The organism is Vibrio sp. V03_P4A6T147 (genome assembly GCF_002241085.1).
Lineage (GTDB): Bacteria > Pseudomonadota > Gammaproteobacteria > Enterobacterales > Vibrionaceae > Vibrio > Vibrio anguillarum.
The window spans coordinates 1-17,726 of record NZ_NDIO01000302.1; the positions used below are offsets into that span (position 1 = coordinate 1).

A 17,726-nucleotide genomic window follows, 5' to 3' on the forward strand; every position below is an offset into this window, starting at 1 on the left:
CTGTCTCTTATACACAAATCCCCAAGCCTCTGCTTGGGGATTTTTTTGAACTAATTTTATGTTTCATGATCTGATCATCTAAGCAATAACAAGGATGATTAGAATGACTTATATAGAACCAACCCTCTGGGCACAAAAGCAATTTGGTCAAGCTCACCTCAATGACCCAAGACGTACTCAAAGACTCGTTGCCCTAGCAGCCTCTTTGGCCGAGCAACCTGGCGTACCGGTCTCGAAACTCATCATCTCCCCTGCAGATATGGAAGGGGCTTATCGCTTTATCCGTAATGAGCAAATCAAAGCAGAAGATATCGCTGAAGCGGGCTTTTATGTCACAGCGCAAGAGGCTTTAGAACAACAAACACTTCTTGCATTAGAAGATACGACTTCTCTAAGCTACTCCCATCGCAGCATACAAGATGAACTTGGACACTCCAATCAAGGCAATCGAAATCGAGCTATGTTCATACACTCGACCTTACTTTTTGCTCCCGAAACTCAAGTGGTTGTTGGCTTAATTGAACAACAACGCTGGACTCGAGATATTGAAAAGCGTGGACAAGGACACCAGTACGCCACTCGACCATACAAAGAGAAAGAAAGCTATAAATGGGAGCAAGCTTCTCGCCATGTCGCAGAGCGACTTGGCGAGAAAATCTCAGATGTTATTTCTGTGTGCGATAGAGAAGCCGACCTATTTGAATACCTCACTTACAAGCAAGAGCAACAACAGCGATTCCTCGTTCGCTCAATGCAAAGTCGCTGTATAAAAGAGCATGATAATCGTCTTTATGACTACGCTTCCAAGCTTCAATCAGCAGGAGAAAGAGTGCTCGACATACCGCAAAAAGGCGGCCGTAAAGCTCGCACGGTTCACCTAGACATCAAATATGCCCCCGTGACACTCAAATCTCCCGCGAATAAAAAAGAGTTCAATAACATTCCGCTTTACTACGTGGGATGCATAGAGCAAGGAGAGAGTAACGATAAGCTCGCATGGCACTTACTGACCTCAGAGCCAGTAACGAGCAGGGAAGAGGCACTTAAAATCGTCAGTTATTATGAGCAGCGCTGGCTAATTGAAGATTTTCATAAAGTCTGGAAAAGTGAAGGCACTCAAGTCGAGCAATTGAGAATGCAAAGCAAAGATAACTTAGAAAGGCTCAGCGTTATTCTGGCTTTTATCGCGACTCGGTTGCTCCAGTTGAGATTTATGAATGAATCAGATGAGTTATCTAAGAGCAGTTGTGAGCTGATATTAAAAGGCAAAGCATGGAAGCTAATGTGGCTAAAGCTAGAAAGAAAAGGGCTACCGAAGGAAGCTCCGGACATATCATGGGCTTACAGAGGTATTGCTCGATTAGGGGGTTGGAAGAATACAAAGCGAACGGGTCGTGCTTCTATAAAGACATTATGGCAAGGATGGTTTAGGTTACAAACCATCCTTGAAGGGTATGAACTGGCTAAGTCTCTTGATTCACCAGACTTGTGATCAAGAGACAGAGCGTTTGCTAACCCTTTTTACGTTTACCTTGAATGCTTTTTGCTGATGAGCTTAGTAATCCGTTAGGATGATGGTTGTTCAACACCCACGGAGCTTTCTTCTACGGTTGGTTCTTGTCCCGTTTTGCGTTTATATTTTCCTTCCCAATATGTCGCATTCTTAATGCCGAGTTTTACTGGGTTGAAAAGATACTCATCGACACCTTGTTTTTGTTGCTCTTCATAATCTTTGAGTGCTGCAATAGCTGGTTTAGCCATAAAGAAGATGATCAAAATCCCGACTATGTTTAGCCACGCCATCAAACCCACGCCCACATCACCCATTGCCCAAGCAAGGTTCGCGGTTCTCACTGTGCCGTAGAATACCGTTGCGATGATCACTACTTTAAGAAGGAACATCAGGCCATCGACTTTAAAGGTGCGGCGAATGTAAGCAATATTCGTTTCAGCAATATAGTAGTATGCCAAAATCGTGGTAAAGGCGAAGAAGAACAGAGCAAACGCAACAAAAGGTTTGCCCACGCCCGGTAGTGCGCTCTCAATCGCCATTTGGGTAAATACTGGGCCATTGGCACTAATATCCGCCGCGATGTTCTGTACTAAAAATGCACCTTCTGCGCCGCCGTGTACGTTATAAGCACCAGTGATCAGAATCATGAACGCGGTTGCGGAACAGACCAGCAAAGTATCAATGTAGATAGAAAATGCTTGCACTAAACCTTGCTGCGCTGGGTGATCAACACTCGCGGCAGCCGCAGCGTGCGGTCCAGTACCTTGGCCTGCTTCGTTTGAGTAAACACCTCGTTTTACCCCCCAACCAATCGCAGCACCAATACCTGCCATTGGTGTGAACGCATCACCAATGATCATGGCAAAAATACGTGGTACTTCACTGATGTTAAGCAGGATGATAACAAACGCAGTAATGACATAGGCCAAAGCCATAAATGGCACCACGACCTGTGTGAAGTTAGCGATACGCTTAACACCACCAAAGATGATGAAAGCTAAAATAATTGACACTACGGTACCAGTAAAAATCTTAGCAAAAGTGAAGCTACCGATAGTGGTTTCAATGATTGGGCCAGCCCCAAAAGCTGCTTCTACGGCATTACCAATGCTGTTGGATTGCACGCCAGGTAAAAGCACACCACAAGCAAAGATGGTGGAAATGGCGAAGATCCATGCATACCATTTTTGTCCCATCGCTTTTTCGATGTAATAAGCGGGGCCACCACGGAATTCACCTTCATCTTCTTCTTTATAAATTTGTGCCAGAGTTGATTCAGCATAAGCAGTCGCGGCACCAAAAAAGGCCACTACCCACATCCAGAAAATAGCACCAGGGCCACCAAAACCAATTGCTGCGGCTACGCCTGCAATATTACCCGTACCGACGCGTCCCGAAAGTGAAACGGCCAAAGCTTGGAAAGAGGATATCCCTTTGGTTGAGCTTTTACCGGAAAGGAGAAGTCGCCACATTTCAAAAAAGTGACGGACCTGAACGAATCGGGTCACAATTGAGTAGAATAAACCCGCACCAAGGCATAAATAAATTAGCGCCGGGCTCCAGATTATTCCATTCAGAAAATCAACAAATGACTGCATATGCATTTCCCTGTTTTAGTAGTTTTGGTGAGTGTTGTGTTTGCTTTGTGGGCAACATATTAATCTTTTTGTAACTTAGATGTTAATTTATTTGTCTGTGAATAATCGTTAGCGTGATGAGGAACACAAAATGCTAATGAAATGTTAAATAATAGGTGGGTTAATTAGAATTGGCTAAAATTTCAGCGCATATGGGTTGGTCACCCGAAAGGTTGGAAATTAAATCCTCTCGGATGAATCATTATGCATAATAACTTTCCACTAAGGTTTAGCTAATAATAAGCATTTTCTATTGTGACTAGTTGATGAGGTAGCGAGAGAGATTCAACTCATGAATTGGTAAAGCACAAGTTTGCTCACTGACGATGTCGGCAAGAAGCTGTCCAGATCCGCAAGCCATCGTCCACCCTAAGGTTCCATGTCCGGTATTGGTGTAGAGGTTTTCAAATGGAGTGGAGCCTATAATCGGGGTCCCGTCAGGCGTCATTGGTCTAAAGCCTGTCCAGAATTCAGCTTGTGCTAAATCACCGCCTTGAGGAAAGAGATCGGTCACGACTTTTGCAATGGTTGCTTTACGCGCATCAGGCAAGGCAGGATCAAACCCGGCTAACTCTGCCGTGCCCGCGACACGAATTCGATCCTCAAAACGAGTGATGGCCACTTTATATGTTTCGTCCATTACCGTTGAACGCGGGGACAATTCGGCGTCGACAATCGGCAGCGTTAGTGAGTACCCTTTCACTGGATAAACAGGAATGGAGATACCCAATGTCGCCAGTAAAGCGGTAGAGTAACTGCCGAGTGCGACGACATATTTGTCTGCTTTTAGCTCACCTTTATCGGTTTGGACAGCGATGATCTTTTTGCCTTCAGTGGTTAATGTTTTTATTTGTGTATCAAACAGAAATTGCACCCCACGGCTTTTCGCGAGCTCTGTTAATTGTTGGCAAAACAGATAGCAGTCCCCGGTTTCATCGTCGGGGAGGTACAAACCACCTCGCAATTTATCGCGTACAAGAGCAAGCCCCGGCTCTTGCTTAATGCACCCATCGACATCAAGAAGCTGATAACGAATCCCACTTTGCTCGAGTAGTTTGATGTCCTTTTGTATCGCTTGTAGCTGTTTTTCGCTGCGAAATACTTGCAACGTTCCAAGCCGACGGCCTTGATATTGCAGGTTATGTTGCTGATTCAGGTCAGCCAAACAAACGCGGCTGTAATTGGCAATCGCCAGCATTCTGGCTTTATTGATGTTGTAACGATCCTGTTGGCAGTTCAATAACATTTTACCCATCCACGCCAACAGCTGTGGGTCGATAGATGGTTTTATTTTCAACGGTGCATGCTCTTCAAACAGCCACTTTAATGCTTTTTGTGGGATGCCGGGTGCAGCCCAAGGGGAAGAGTAGCCGTAAGATATTTGCCCTGCGTTAGCAAAACTGGTCTCTTTTGCACCTTGTGATTGGCGATCCACCACCGTTACTCGGTGGCCCGCTTGTGATAAATACCATGCGCTGGTTAGCCCGATGACGCCGCTGCCTAAGACGATCACGTCCATGTTGTCTCCTTAAATCATCCTAGTGTGTTCTTTGAGCACATTCAGAGTTGGTGTAAATGTTCACATAATGGCAACATCAAACATCAAATTGAGTGGAAACACAATCACTAGCCTCTGCACTTATTTTTATGTGGTGATGACAGAAGGGGTGGTAAATGAAGTCAGAGACAGGTCGCTATCAGCGCTGAGTGTGTCTATGTTTCAATACTGCATAAATCATAACAATAAAAGTGATAGCGGCTATTGCCCAGATCCAATAGCGGTAAGCAGAATAAAAGTGGCTGATTTGATGAAGATGTTTAAACGCAAAATGGGTGAGTAAACCAAAGACCGCGACCCAAACTGTGGTGGCAAGCACGTTACCCAGTAAAAATACTCTGATGGGCATTTTCGCCACTCCGCAGGCTAATGGCATGAATTGTTTCATCCCCTCAACAAAGCGACTGATGATTAAGCAAATCGGGCCGTATTTTTGAATAGCGCTTTGCAGTTTTTGAAATTTAGCCCCTGAAATATAGCCTTTTTTATCCAACCAACCCTCAAAATAATAGCCGAGTAGATAGCCGCAACTATTACCAATAAAGCAGCTTAGCCACGATACAATCATAACAAGAGAGAAATTCATTACGCCATTGGATGACAAAATGGACGCGGCAATCATGAGCGATTGGCCGGGCATCGGAATGCCAATCCCTTCGAAAAAGATGCTGATGATCAGTGCTAGGTAGCCGTACTGTTCCAATAACGGCTGCATTGAGAGAAGCAGTTGATTGATAGGTTGCAAAGCGGGTATCCACCATCGAAAGTTTGAGGTTATTTAATACGCTGGTTCTTGGTTTGAATCAACGTCATCGTGTGATAATGCCCATTTCTTGGCTCTTAAAATAGAATACGTTGTGGTTAGTACCTTCAAATTAGCTGAAAATCATCAGCAAATTTGTTGTGGTTTCTATGCTCTTTTGGCGTAGTACACTGCTTAAAAATCAAGAGGAGTTATTTTATGTTTCATGCCCATGTTTATTTTGATCTCGCAGAGCAAGCAAAAGCACAACGCGTACAACAAAAAATTGCCCAACAACGACATGATGTACAAGCCATGTTTGGCTTAGTACCAAGGCTTGTTGGCCCGCACTTAAAGCCGATGTTTGAAGTACACCTTGCTGACAATCGCCACGGATTTATTGAGTGGCTAGATGAACATCGGGAAGGTCTTAGCGTGTTAATCCATCCGGTTTCTGGAGACGATAGGTATGACCATTCTGAGGGACAAGTTCTGTGGTTAGGAGAGACTTTAGGGGTGAACTTAGCCGTATTGCGTTAGAGGATGCCTATCAAATTAATAGCCACAGTGAATTAGTGTTTAATGCTCATCTTGTCTAGTCTGTACAGAACGCAGCAGAAACAATAATCGTGGCAAGGTTTTGAAGAAAAAGGTTTTTCGAACAAGTCGTGACCGCAGGCTCATCACCTCTCGTTGTTATTGTATATACATGATGTTGTTCTAAGTTTTGTTGCATTTGAATTTAATACAGTGAATGTTCAGCCAATATCGACCGTGCTGAGTGTTTTTAGAATAAATCAAGCACACTTAAATAGCCGCAGTAATGCGAAGCAAGGAGAACGCAATGGAGAATAAAGGTATGAATTCGGGCGGTAAATGCCCTGTCATGCACGGCGGAGTAACCTCTGCTGAACTATCGAACATGGATTGGTGGCCAAAAGCACTGAATCTTGACATTCTTCACCAGCACGACGTGAAAACCAACCCAATGGGTGCGGATTTTAATTACCGCGATGCGCTAAAAACATTGGATGTTGATGCCTTGAAAAAAGATCTCAAAGCACTAATGACCGATAGCCAAGAGTGGTGGCCTGCCGACTGGGGGCATTACGGCGGTTTGATGATCCGCATGGCATGGCACTCCGCGGGTACTTACCGAATTGCAGATGGTCGCGGTGGTGCGGGCTCTGGCAACCAGCGTTTTGCTCCGCTTAACTCGTGGCCTGATAACGCCAATTTAGATAAAGCTCGTCGCTTATTGTGGCCAATCAAACAAAAATACGGCAACAAAATCAGTTGGGCGGATCTGATGATCTTGGCGGGTAATATGGCTTATGAATCCATGGGGCTTAAAACCTTTGGTTTCGCTTTTGGTCGTGAAGATATTTGGCACCCAGAAAAAGACACTTATTGGGGCTTAGAAAAAGAGTGGCTAGCGCCAAGTGGCGGAGAAAATAGCCGCTATTCCGGTGTGCGTGATCTAGAAAACCCGCTTGCTGCCGTGATGATGGGCCTGATTTATGTAAACCCTGAAGGCGTTGACGGTAATCCAGACCCGCTTAAAACCGCACATGACATGCGCGTCACTTTTGAGCGCATGGCAATGAATGATGAAGAAACCGTGGCGCTGACAGCGGGTGGGCATACGGTGGGTAAAGCGCATGGTAATGGTAGCGCTGCGAACTTAGGGCCAGATCCTGAAGGGGCGGACTTGCACGAACAAGGCTTGGGTTGGAATAACCACACCAGCCGCGGCATTGGCCGTAATACCGTCACCAGTGGTATTGAAGGTGCATGGACTACGCACCCAACCCAGTGGGATAACGGCTTCTTCCACCTGTTGTTTACCTACGAATGGCAACTGACGAAGAGCCCTGCCGGTGCGTGGCAGTGGGAGCCAATCAACATCAAAGAGGAAGATAAACCGGTTGATGTGGAAGACCCAAGCATTCGTTATAACCCTATGATGACCGATGCCGATATGGCGCTGAAGATGGATCCTGAATATCGCAAGATCTCAGAGCGTTTCTACAAAGACCCAGCGTATTTCTCTGAAGTGTTTGCGCGAGCTTGGTTTAAGCTTACTCACCGTGATATGGGGCCTAAAGCGCGTTACTTTGGCCCTGATGTTCCGGCAGAAGATCTCATTTGGCAAGATCCCATCCCCGCAGGTCGTAAAGATTATGATGTGGATGCAGTAAAAGCAAAAATAGCGGCCAGCGGCTTAAGCATCAGTGAGATGGTCAGCACCGCATGGGATAGTGCTCGTACTTTTCGTGGTTCCGATAAACGTGGTGGCGCTAACGGTGCGCGCATTCGCTTGGCTCCTCAAAAAGATTGGCAAGGTAATGAGCCAGAAAGACTCAGCAAAGTGTTGGCTGTTCTGGATAAAATTGCTGCTGATGCGGGTATTAGCATCGCCGATACCATTGTTTTGGCGGGTAACGTCGGTGTTGAACAAGCGGCCAAAGCGGCAGGCGTTAATATTACTGTGCCTTTTACTACCGGACGTGGTGATGCAACGCTTGAACAAACGGATGTGGAATCGTTTGATGTGCTTGAGCCACTGGCGGATGGTTTCCGTAACTGGCAAAAGAAACATTACGTGGTTAACCCAGAAGAGATGCTGTTAGATAAAGCGCAACTATTGCGCCTGACCGCCCCAGAAATGACCGTATTGATTGGTGGATTGCGAGTGCTCGGTACAAACTATGGCGGCAGTCAACATGGTGTATTGACAGACCGTGTTGGGGCGTTGACTAACGATTTCTTCGTTAACCTCACCGACATGAATTACACTTGGAAGCCAACAGGCCGTAACTCTTACGATATGGTTGAGCGTAAGAGCGGTAAAACAAAATGGACAGCGACTCGTGTTGATTTGGTGTTTGGCTCAAACTCCATTTTGCGCTCATACGCTGAAATTTACGCGCAGGACGATAACAAAGAGAAGTTCGTCAAAGACTTTGTCGCTGCTTGGACCAAAGTCATGAACGCCGATCGCTTCGACGTGTTGTAAACCCTCTTCACTCAGTAATCTTGATATTAAGGCCCTCTTAGCGAGGGCCTTGTTGTGCCTTGGTTTTCTCTCTAAACGGCTTGTTTATAAAAGACTGGTCCCTAAAAAACGAGTGTTTCTAAAAACAGACGGAACCTAAAAACAGACGGTATCTAAAAAATAGAGGGCATCTAGGAAGCATCACACAGCGATATATTTTATTGTAATTCCAAGTGCGCCAGTGTTTTGAAGTGCTTGAAGGTTTCGCATTGCGACAGACTTTTACCTAATTTTTTATTAATCAGCACTTGGAAAAGATCATACAGCCCCATCGCCTCTTCATAGTCACATTTACTTAAGGCGAGGAAAAAGATCAGATAGGCTTTTTCACCATTACCCCATTCAATTCCACGCGGTGCAGCGACGGTGTAAACCATCGAACGTTTAGCAAATAGTTCAATTGAGTGAGGTAGAGCAATGTATTCGCCCATCATGGTTGAAACCAAACTCTCTCGCTCTTGCAGTGAAGCTCGGTATCCTTCCTCTACCAACTCCGTTGATTCAAGATGCGAGCAAACCTGCTCAAAGAGGTGTGATTGCTCAATGACGTCATCGAGGTAGAGAAATTGAGCCTTGGAAAAATACTTATCCAAAAGATAAGAGTGCGTGCGATCAACCAACACTTGTTTGCCCAGTTCTTCCAATTGATGTTGGGTAGGGAAGGGGTCAACCACAAAGCTCTGAATCTCTCTATTGGCTAAGGGCATGGTGGTAATAATGAGGTCCGCTTGCGTGGCATCAGCGGTGATCAACTGTTCGGGGGAATAAACCGTTTTCATATCCAATTGCGGATACTGGCGGCGGATGATCGCTTCTAGCCCAAGTGTTGCGGCATTACCGGCGTCGCAATACAGAAGCGCTTTGGGTGTACGGTGACCTAAATGGTAATTACGTTCAAGCCCCACACCAATGTGAATCACAAGATAGCCTATTTCGTGCTGTGTCATGCAGTAACCCGTCTCTCTGATCCAGTCTGCGATGGCCGATAAGGTAATACTGTAAGCGAGTGGGTAGTGCTGTTTGATATGCTCGGCCAATGGGTTAATTGTGGCGACATGATGTTTGACACGAATGATCATATGGCAGACGTGGTTGTGGAGATCGCGGCGTAATAGCGCATCGTCACGCACATCGTAAGGGTAATTTTGATAGATATAATCAAAGATATGAGTGACTAGAGCATCGGCTTCATGCTGTACACCCTGGCTAAGGAGTGCTTGATTCGTCGCAATTCTCGCTTGAATGTGAATCGCCAAGGCGGCAATTTCATGGTTATTGGCGGGTAGCAGCATCGGTAGCGCAGAAAATAACGCTTTGGCAATTGGTAGCGTCGTTTCATGAACATCGTTTTTAGAAAATTCGGTAAGCTCTTTGCCACACGCGAGCCTGTGCAGTGTGACGGCAGCATAAAGGGTTAACCAACGCAGCCCAATATCATTGATATAGAGTGTATGGTTGGTCAACACTTCACGAAAGCGCGCTGCAAAAATTTGCTGAGATTTTTCAGGGAAAATCGTACTAATAAAGCCCAGAGCTTGTTTTGTCTCTTTTTGTTCGATGTAGATAAGTTGTGTTAAACGGGAGCGAATCGCCATTTCTGGGCCTTGGATCAGCATGCCCAAACGAGGTTTACTTTCAATCGATAAACCAAACGTGGCCAGTTGGCTGCGTACATCAACCATATCATTTTGAATAACAGTGCGGCTTAGATTCCATGTCTCGGCCAATTCGTCAATTTTTACGCCTTGTTCTGCCGTTAATAGCAGTACTTGAATCTGAATGATGCGCTCTTTACTGGTCCTTGGAATCGTTTCTGCATTTTGCACCCTCGACAAAAAATGCTCGAAAGTTGACGGGTTGTAAATATTGAGTTGGTAACCGGAACCGCGCTGGTGGAGAAGATGCGCGCCATGATTGACCATCACATTATTGAGCAGCGCGACATCGGTGCGTATGGTTCGTGTCGAAACATTAAGCCGTTGCGCAAGTTCGTCCTGAGTCAAAGGCGAGGCGGATACAGCATCCAACAAATGAATTAGGCGAGGGTGCGGTAGCTTGTACATCATCGATTCCCATTCCAGCATGAACAGCGCTATCTAAAAGGTAAAATGCACTAAAGGCAATAGATAGCCAACGCTTTGTTATGCCGGAGCACATGCTCCGGCGTCGGTGTTATGAATGTGCTAGTTGTTTTTGAGTCATGGCCAGCAGGGTTTTCACATCCTCGGGGCGAGTCTGTCCGGTCTGTTCATCGATGATTGAGCTATAAATGTGTGGAATGACTTTTTCGACACCCGCATCGAGAGCGATGCGTAAAATCTCTTCAAAGTTGTTTAGATCAATACCACCCGTTGGCTCTAACCAAAAGTGGTGACGAGCACAGGCGTTGGCAACTTCTTGGTACTCAGCTTTGCATTTTAGCCCCTGCATTGGGAAGAATTTGACCGAGCTGCAGCCCATATCTTGCAACATGGCAATCGCCGTATCAACGGGAACAACCGCTTCTTCCATGCCGGAACTTTTCGGGCCAGTTGAGATTTTAACCAAGCCAACAGTGCCTGATGGTGAAATCAAACCATTCACGATGGTGTGATTTTGACCTAGCGCTTGACGCGTAGCCCCCACACCAGTAAAGACTTGATTGACATGCTGAGGCTGCAGTATTCCGGCTAAAGCCGTCACCATATCCGATTGTTTGGGATCCCCTGCGCCAAGGCCAATCGATAAAGCATTCTCGATTTTTTTAGCGCACGCTTTCATATCAGCCGCAGCGCTTGCGGTATCTGGGTAATCTTTCGAGAGCATACCAACCAACACATGGCCTTCTGCGGCTTGGTAGACTTCAATCGCATTATGATGAGAGCCCGCCAGCACATTGAGACATACGCGGTCAGCGTAAAAATTAGGGTTTAAAGACATTCTAATGACTCCTGATTCAGTTGGTTCATGGCGCTAAGAATAAGTTCAAGTTGATGAGATGAAACACTGCGGACATCAAATTCCACCGAACCTTCATTGGATTTGTAAGCGCGGCAGTAAATCGCTGGGTTACCATTTTGGAGGCGTGTGACGGCTTCATTAGCGCTGATACCAAATTGTTTGGCATCAAAACTCACTTCTGCACGTGCGATATCTCGGCCTGCACTGTCCCAAACCACGCGCGCGCTTATCCCTTCAATACGGTTTAACCCCTCGATAAATGGCGTCATTTTATCCACCATTTGTTGGCCGGTTTCTTGTTGGCGGCTTAAGTACAGCTCAATGGCATGCGTTAGGCCTAAAATGCCTTCTTTACCGACTTTCATGGCACGGCCAATCCCTGCAGATTGCTGCTTAACCCATTCCACATATTGATGTTTCCCAATCACTAAACCGCTGGTTGGGCCTTCAATCGCTTTCGCACCACTGTAGATCACCAGATCAGCCCCTTGCTGATAATAGAGTTGTAGATCCTCTTCTGCTGCTGCATCAACAATCAGCGGAAGCTGGTGGTCTTGAGCCACTTTGGCCGCTTGTGCCACGGTTAACATGCTTTTTTGCACACAATGGTGCGATTTAATGTAGAGAATGGCGGCGGTATTGGGGGTGATTGCCGCGGCTAATTGTTCTGCGCTGCATTCATTAGCCCAACCGGCCTCAATCAGGTTACCGCCGCCAAGATTTACCATGCAGCCAACCGGGGCACCATAATTGACGTTATGCCCTTTGGGGATCACAATATCCGTTGCGATCGGGTGCGTTTTTGCATGCAGATGCTCAAGCAGATAAGGGTTACCACGCACAATGACTGCCGCGACACTCTGTGCAATCCCCGCAGAAGCACATGAGACCACGACTGCATTTTCAACTTGCAGCAAACGAGCAATATATTGGCCGGTTTTGTTCACCAAATCGCTCATTTCAAAGTAGTTGTTCATCCCAAAACAGACAGTCTGCTCCACTTCGGGTTGCGGAGTAGAAACACCAAGAGCTGTCATACGGCCAGATGCGTTGATCACTTGTTTCAAGTGATATTTTTCAAGAATGGAAGACATAATTCTGTTGTCCTTGTTCAGTCAATACAAGCTTGCCGTCAATAATGGCAGCAAGAGGCGTAAATCTCTGTTGTCCAGTTCGATGCTGGTGATGAGTATCGGTGTAGTTAACCGACGCTTTATTGATGGTGTAGAGCGTTAAATCGGCATCATAGCCTGCAATTAAGAGCCCCTTTTTCGATAGGCGAAGTGCTTGCGCTGCTTGACTCGTCACGCGCTCAATGATCTGCTCATGGGATAACCCGAGCGTAAAAAACATCGACATCAGGTGGGCAAGACCGTAAACCGGGCCATTGAGCCGGTTCTTACAGTAAATGTCAGAACTGATCGTATCGGGCAAAATCCCTTGTGCGATTGCCTGCTCAGCCACCTCAAAACTGAAACTGGCACTGCCGTGGCCGATATCAAGTTTCAGGCCTCGAGCTCTGGCCTGCTGAACGCTGCTTTTTATTTCCCCATGACAATCAAGAATGCGGTTAGGCTTGCCATTAAAGCAGTGAGTGAGAATATCGCCTTTGCCCAGCAGAGCGACAATCTCATCCAAATCTGGCGGCGCATTACCGACGTGCACCATCAATGGAACGCAGCCGCATTGCTGCTGTAATGCTTTGGCTGCATGAAGTGGCATTAAGCCATTGTGGCCGACAACACTACCGCTCATGCGTGCTTTTAAGCCGACAATAAATTCGGGATGACGAAGCAGTGCTTGCTTTGCGCTATCCAGATCAATGTCGTTAGCATCGGCCAGTTCATTTTGGCGCAACAAGCCAATTTTCGAGATGTTAAGTAGTGCGCGCACATGGGTTGTGCATTGCGCTGCAAGCTGCGCAAAATCATCCACATCGTTTGCGCCTGTGCTGCCCGCATCAATGACAGTCGTCACGCCACCGGACACCCCAACGTTATCGGGGTGGTCGTTATAAATCGGCGAGTTCGGATAGCAGTGAGTGTGGCCGTCAATCCAACCAGCACTGACAAAAACGTCATGATCTAAATCGACGGTCTGTTTTGCCAATGAACCAGCAAGATCGCCCACCGCAGCTATTTTGTTGCCCTGAAGGGCGATATCGATACTACACCCACCCGCTTGTTGGGCATTTTTGATCAGGATGTCATACATAATTTGCATCTCACGCTCTTCGCTCATCGGCGCGAAGAGCGATTCTCAGTAGAATTTAAACCCCAGCTTGTTTTACAGTGCGATAGGAAAAAGAGCTCCTAACGCCATCGCTCCGAGAATTGCACCACCCGTAATCGGTTTACCCCACACATAGAAAATCAATGCGCCACCTAAAGAGCCGATCCCAATTGGGATAGAAGCGGCCATCGCAGATAAAATGATCAATGGTCCAAGAAAACGGCCGGAGCTATTGCCTGCTCCCATCATCACATCAGCCCCGTAGGTTGAATCGCTTTGGTTGATGGTAAATTTACGTGCCAGCACAATTAAGCCACCAATCGCCAAACCAGCGAGCATGCCTGTGATTAACGAAGCGGTGAAATTTTCAAGAGGATAAACAATGCCAGCACCCAGTAGTAAAGCTGGAATCCCTAAACCCACACCGGTTTGCACTGCGCCACCGATATCCAAAATGCCCACGAGCGAACCTTCAATGATGCGTGCAAACAAAAAGCTTGCACCAAAAGCGGCCACCGCACCGTACGCGCCTGTATCCATCCCTGCTCGCAGCATGGAAACAAACGCCACCTCGTTAAAAGCACCGACACCGTATAAGTAGTACATGTGCGTTCCGGCAAAAACCCCGGCTGAAAGCAAGCCCACGAAAATTGGGAAAGACCAGTCGGCATACCAAAAGTTGTGTTTCATTTTTTCGTCCATGGTCAACTCCTTATTTGCCACTGATCATGAGATGGATATTTTCAAGCCACAAAGGAACTTGCATATGGAAAGCTTCGATAAATTTCATGTCGAACCCGCGGAAGAAAGCACTTAACGCAAACAGTGCAATAATCGCCGCCATCATGATCTGAGTTACTCTGTTCCAACCACTCTCTTCAACACCTTTACCAATCAAAATACCCAGCACCAAACCAGGAACGGCGTTGCCCATAATCATCTGAGCTAAACCACCAAAGATAGTGGCCCAAAAGCCCGATTTCTTACCCGCTTCAATTGCCGCTAGCCAGAAAATAACCGGCATGACGGTATTCACCAGTAAGTTTGCCGCTGGTACTAATACCTTTACTGCCGTGACTTGCAGCGCCGCAGGAACGGCCGCCGCCGTTGAGTTAAGAAACGCAACCACAATCGCACCGATGATGGCGCAAGCAATGCCCATTCGTTTTGGATCATGCAAGGTAGTGGCAAGGTCGCGGTTTTTTATCATCAGCGCCGCCGCGCCCCAGTTCGGGATGATGCGGTGGTCAACATCTTGAGTGAATGCCCCTGCCGCAACCGTTGAGGCCCAAGCATTAAAGAAGAATCCAAGCCCAAAAGAGAAGTGAGAGGCAGGGTCGCCTTCACACGAGTTCAACTCTCCCAGAGTACGAAATGCACCCATACCTTGGATAGTTGGAGCATGGAACATCCTTGCCGCGCCTACTCCAACGCCGATACCGACTAAGCCACCAATAATGATGGACTTAAAGAGAATGATAAGAAACATGTCAGGGATCCTTATAGTGACCTGTTAACGTTTGAAATCGACCTGTTCCACATCGATGTGGGTCAGGCTGACCGTAACCTCTAGCTTGACGCTGTATTGGCGTCGATCTCTTGCAAGAAAGAAGAAAAGGAATTTCTCTCGCTTTACTTTCTCTTCTGCTTGCAAAACGTTGACGTCTAACGGCTCAATCCGGAGGAGAACTTTTGCGTTATTCTTAAGTAACGTGGGTTGTACTTGGCTTAAAGCCGCGGCAAAAGCCTGCTGCTTTGTTTCGCCCTTGCCACTCACGGTTACCTTAGTGGTTAACTGCTCTTTCATGCTTTGACGCCATGCTTAGCCACAAACGCCTTCACCAGTTTTTCGCCCAGATCTTCTTTATCCATAAAGCCGAAACCCAAAACCACACAGCCTTCATTGATCGCGGTTATCCCTTCCTCAACAGAGCGCATTCCATAACGGCATTGATAGCCATATTTTGTTTGCGCTGTGATAGCACCAGCGCCGCCGCTGCCGCAAAAAGAAATCCCTAAATCGGCTTGCTGCTGATGCATGACATCACCTAACTTCATGTCTGCGGCCATGCCGGGAATAACGGTCACTTCAGCGCCTGCCGCTTGAGCACCGGCTCCTACTTTCTGACCTTTGCCCATGCGATCACCAATAACGACTTTGATTACTGACATGTTGTTTCTCCTGCTGTTGGGTTTAATTCGTTTTCTTTAGCTACTTCAAAATGGACCGAAAGCAGATGCGCTTCTTCATAAGCGAGGTTCTCCATCCAACGACACACTTGCTCGGCCAAGGTGAAACAAATGGGAGAGATTTCATCAAACATCTCCATATCGAGTTCAGGTAACGATTCACCGCTAAACGAGCGCCAAACCATCGCTTTGATGTGTGTTTCGAGCATTTTTTTCTGTAGCGAATCGGGGTAGATAGCGTGTGAATTAAGCAAGGCAATGGCTCGTTCGGTGAGCGACAAACCAAGCTCTATAATCTGTGCATCATCCATGCTAATGGGTTGAGAGTTTTGCACCGTGGGGTTCTCCAAATGTTTAGCTTGGAGAAGAAAATAGCGTAAAAGGGATTAAGGGTGGATAAGCCCTATTTCCACTTCCAAATGGAAATAAACCGTGGCTAGTAACATTCGCGCGGTTTTATGTGATGTGTGAAGAAGATTTATGGGAGTAAATGCGCTGAAAAGGTGATTTGAATCGCTATTTTAAGCGCAAATTTATCGTCTCTTTATTTGCTGCTTATCACAAAATAACTGACGGTTATTTTGGTTTTATGTTTATTCCCCCAAATCGGGCGTCAGGAAGCACGCAATATTAACGGAGGATAGCTTTGAGAGGAAAGCATGCGTTTTATCACTAAAAACCATACTAAGATCGACATACACAATCTTATGCATTGCATCATTAATCTCAGGGTTTTAAGATTCTCAGAATTGGAATCAAGATCAGAGAAGTACTGTGACCTTACTAGATGCTCTGAGCATTTTATCTAAATCATCTCCTTTTGCAGTTAGTACTGAGCGCGATGATCAATACGACAATCTTTTAACTTACAAAAAACATATTTATGTTCAGACGGATATTGAAGCTGATTTTAAAAAGGCACTTTTGTCTGCCAAATCTAATGAGATTATCTTCTTATGTGGAAGTAGTGGCGATGGTAAGTCTGAGATCTTAACGCAATACAGTCAAAAGTATAAAGCGACGCATGATTTTCATTTGGATGCGACACACAGCTTTAGTCCAAGCCAGACGGCTATTCATGCCTTAGATGAGCGTTTCACTAAGTTCAAAGGAAATGACAAGCCACTTGTTGTTGGTATTAATATTGGTATGTTGGGGAACTATGCAGAGGAAGGTGCTAACCCACATAACGATGTGAAAGCGTCGATAAAGGCTTTTCTGGAAAATCAAGCGGACGACATCCCTGAAAACCATACATTTCTAGATTTCGAACGGTACCCGAAATTTACTCTTAGCCATGAAGCAAATACATCCGATTTTGCCGCTCAATTTCTTGCTCGATTAACTGAGGCGAGTTTAGAGAACCCATTTTTTGCGCTTTACGATAGTGAAGTGAAAAAATCCGGTCACAGCGTGTTGACTGCCAATTACGCTTTGCTGGGGTTGGATTCTGTTCAAAAGAACATTATCGCTTTGTTACTAAAAGCTCGCCTGATCAAAGACCAATTTTTAACTGCCCGTGCTTTGCTGGATTTCGTTTTCCGGATCTTAGCAATGGATGGTTATCTATTCGACAACTTATTCTCCGGAGCGGATAACGAGCTGCTTGAGAATATTCAAAGTTTTGACCCAAGTAACATTCATACTCGTAAGATTGATGAGTTTGTTTTGCAATTTGGTTTAGGCATTGAAGATGAAGGCTTTACTCAGTTGAAAGAGCAAGTGAAGCAGCTAGGTGTATTTGACATATCTAGTGCCGCTTCTTACCTGCGTATGGTCTACTTACTAAGGGATGAAGAGCCGCTTTCGAACGATTACGTCGATGAGTTAAAGGCAGATTTCGACAACTCCTTAGT

At 46.1% G+C, this 17,726-nt stretch carries 16 protein-coding genes; 4 read left to right on the plus strand and 12 right to left on the minus strand.

Annotation, left to right across the window (positions count from 1 at the left end; translation table 11 throughout):
* Nucleotides 1-103: 103 nt before the first annotated feature.
* The gene (locus B9J84_RS11780) at nucleotides 104-1,492 is read left to right on the plus strand and encodes an IS4-like element ISVa18 family transposase (protein WP_094124196.1); all 1,389 of its coding nucleotides are present in this window, start codon (nucleotides 104-106) and stop codon (nucleotides 1,490-1,492) included.
* 74 nt (nucleotides 1,493-1,566) lie between these two features.
* Here the strand turns inward: B9J84_RS11780 and B9J84_RS11785 are convergent, their stop codons facing one another.
* The 3 genes from B9J84_RS11785 to B9J84_RS11795 all read right to left on the minus strand — a co-directional run bounded on the left by B9J84_RS11785 (nucleotide 1,567) and on the right by B9J84_RS11795 (nucleotide 5,453).
* Nucleotides 1,567-3,111, minus strand: coding sequence for a sodium:alanine symporter family protein (locus B9J84_RS11785; RefSeq protein WP_017043180.1), 1,545 nt, complete (start codon nucleotides 3,109-3,111; stop codon nucleotides 1,567-1,569).
* 298 nt (nucleotides 3,112-3,409) lie between these two features.
* A complete protein-coding gene (locus B9J84_RS11790) occupies nucleotides 3,410-4,669 on the minus strand; it encodes a D-amino acid dehydrogenase (RefSeq protein ID WP_017046262.1) in 1,260 nt (419 codons plus the stop codon).
* Nucleotides 4,670-4,847: 178 nt separating this feature from the next.
* Complete coding sequence (locus tag B9J84_RS11795; protein ID WP_094124197.1) at nucleotides 4,848-5,453, minus strand: DedA family protein; 606 nt, start codon at nucleotides 5,451-5,453, stop codon at nucleotides 4,848-4,850.
* A 216-nt stretch (nucleotides 5,454-5,669) separates the two neighbouring features.
* Between B9J84_RS11795 and B9J84_RS11800 the strand changes: the two genes are divergently transcribed.
* Both B9J84_RS11800 and katG read left to right on the plus strand, forming a co-directional pair.
* On the plus strand, nucleotides 5,670-5,990 hold the full coding sequence (locus tag B9J84_RS11800; RefSeq protein ID WP_094124198.1) for a DOPA 4,5-dioxygenase family protein: 321 nt from the start codon (nucleotides 5,670-5,672) through the stop codon (nucleotides 5,988-5,990).
* A 304-nt stretch (nucleotides 5,991-6,294) separates the two neighbouring features.
* On the plus strand, nucleotides 6,295-8,469 hold the full coding sequence (katG, locus tag B9J84_RS11805; protein WP_094124199.1) for a catalase/peroxidase HPI: 2,175 nt from the start codon (nucleotides 6,295-6,297) through the stop codon (nucleotides 8,467-8,469).
* 197 nt (nucleotides 8,470-8,666) lie between these two features.
* Here katG and B9J84_RS11810 read toward each other — a convergent pair whose 3' ends face one another.
* From B9J84_RS11810 to B9J84_RS11850, 9 genes are all read right to left on the minus strand, one after another.
* Nucleotides 8,667-10,592 carry a transcription antiterminator gene (locus tag B9J84_RS11810; protein WP_234782740.1) on the minus strand — a complete coding sequence of 642 codons (1,926 nt, stop codon included), beginning with the start codon at nucleotides 10,590-10,592 and terminating at the stop codon, nucleotides 8,667-8,669.
* Nucleotides 10,593-10,680: 88 nt separating this feature from the next.
* The gene (locus tag B9J84_RS11815) at nucleotides 10,681-11,427 is read right to left on the minus strand and encodes a 2-dehydro-3-deoxy-phosphogluconate aldolase (protein WP_094124200.1); all 747 of its coding nucleotides are present in this window, start codon (nucleotides 11,425-11,427) and stop codon (nucleotides 10,681-10,683) included.
* Nucleotides 11,418-12,542: a DgaE family pyridoxal phosphate-dependent ammonia lyase gene (locus B9J84_RS11820; protein WP_094124201.1), complete on the minus strand. Its 1,125-nt coding sequence runs from the start codon at nucleotides 12,540-12,542 to the stop codon at nucleotides 11,418-11,420. The genes B9J84_RS11815 and B9J84_RS11820 overlap by 10 nt, the downstream gene beginning before the upstream one ends.
* Entirely contained in the window at nucleotides 12,526-13,689 is a 1,164-nt protein-coding gene (locus B9J84_RS11825) for an amidohydrolase/deacetylase family metallohydrolase (RefSeq protein ID WP_094124202.1), read from the minus strand. Before B9J84_RS11825 ends, B9J84_RS11820 begins: the two co-directional genes overlap by 17 nt.
* Before the next feature lie 45 nt (nucleotides 13,690-13,734).
* Nucleotides 13,735-14,382 (minus strand): DUF4310 family protein, encoded by a 648-nt coding sequence (locus B9J84_RS11830; RefSeq protein WP_017045613.1) that lies wholly within the window; start codon nucleotides 14,380-14,382, stop codon nucleotides 13,735-13,737.
* 10 nt (nucleotides 14,383-14,392) lie between these two features.
* A complete protein-coding gene (locus B9J84_RS11835; RefSeq protein WP_094124203.1) occupies nucleotides 14,393-15,169 on the minus strand; it encodes a DUF4311 domain-containing protein in 777 nt (258 codons plus the stop codon).
* Nucleotides 15,170-15,193: 24 nt separating this feature from the next.
* Entirely contained in the window at nucleotides 15,194-15,487 is a 294-nt protein-coding gene (locus tag B9J84_RS11840) for a DUF4312 family protein (protein WP_010320376.1), read from the minus strand.
* Complete coding sequence (locus tag B9J84_RS11845) at nucleotides 15,484-15,852, minus strand: SFCGS family glycine-rich protein (protein ID WP_094124204.1); 369 nt, start codon at nucleotides 15,850-15,852, stop codon at nucleotides 15,484-15,486. Before B9J84_RS11845 ends, B9J84_RS11840 begins: the two co-directional genes overlap by 4 nt.
* Entirely contained in the window at nucleotides 15,843-16,205 is a 363-nt protein-coding gene (locus B9J84_RS11850) for a transcriptional regulator (RefSeq protein ID WP_228209387.1), read from the minus strand. Before B9J84_RS11850 ends, B9J84_RS11845 begins: the two co-directional genes overlap by 10 nt.
* A 439-nt stretch (nucleotides 16,206-16,644) precedes the next feature.
* On the opposite strand from B9J84_RS11850, the gene dptF reads away from it, so the two are divergent.
* On the plus strand, nucleotides 16,645-17,726 hold a 1,082-nt coding region (gene dptF / locus B9J84_RS11855), incomplete at its 3' end, for a DNA phosphorothioation-dependent restriction protein DptF (protein WP_094124205.1).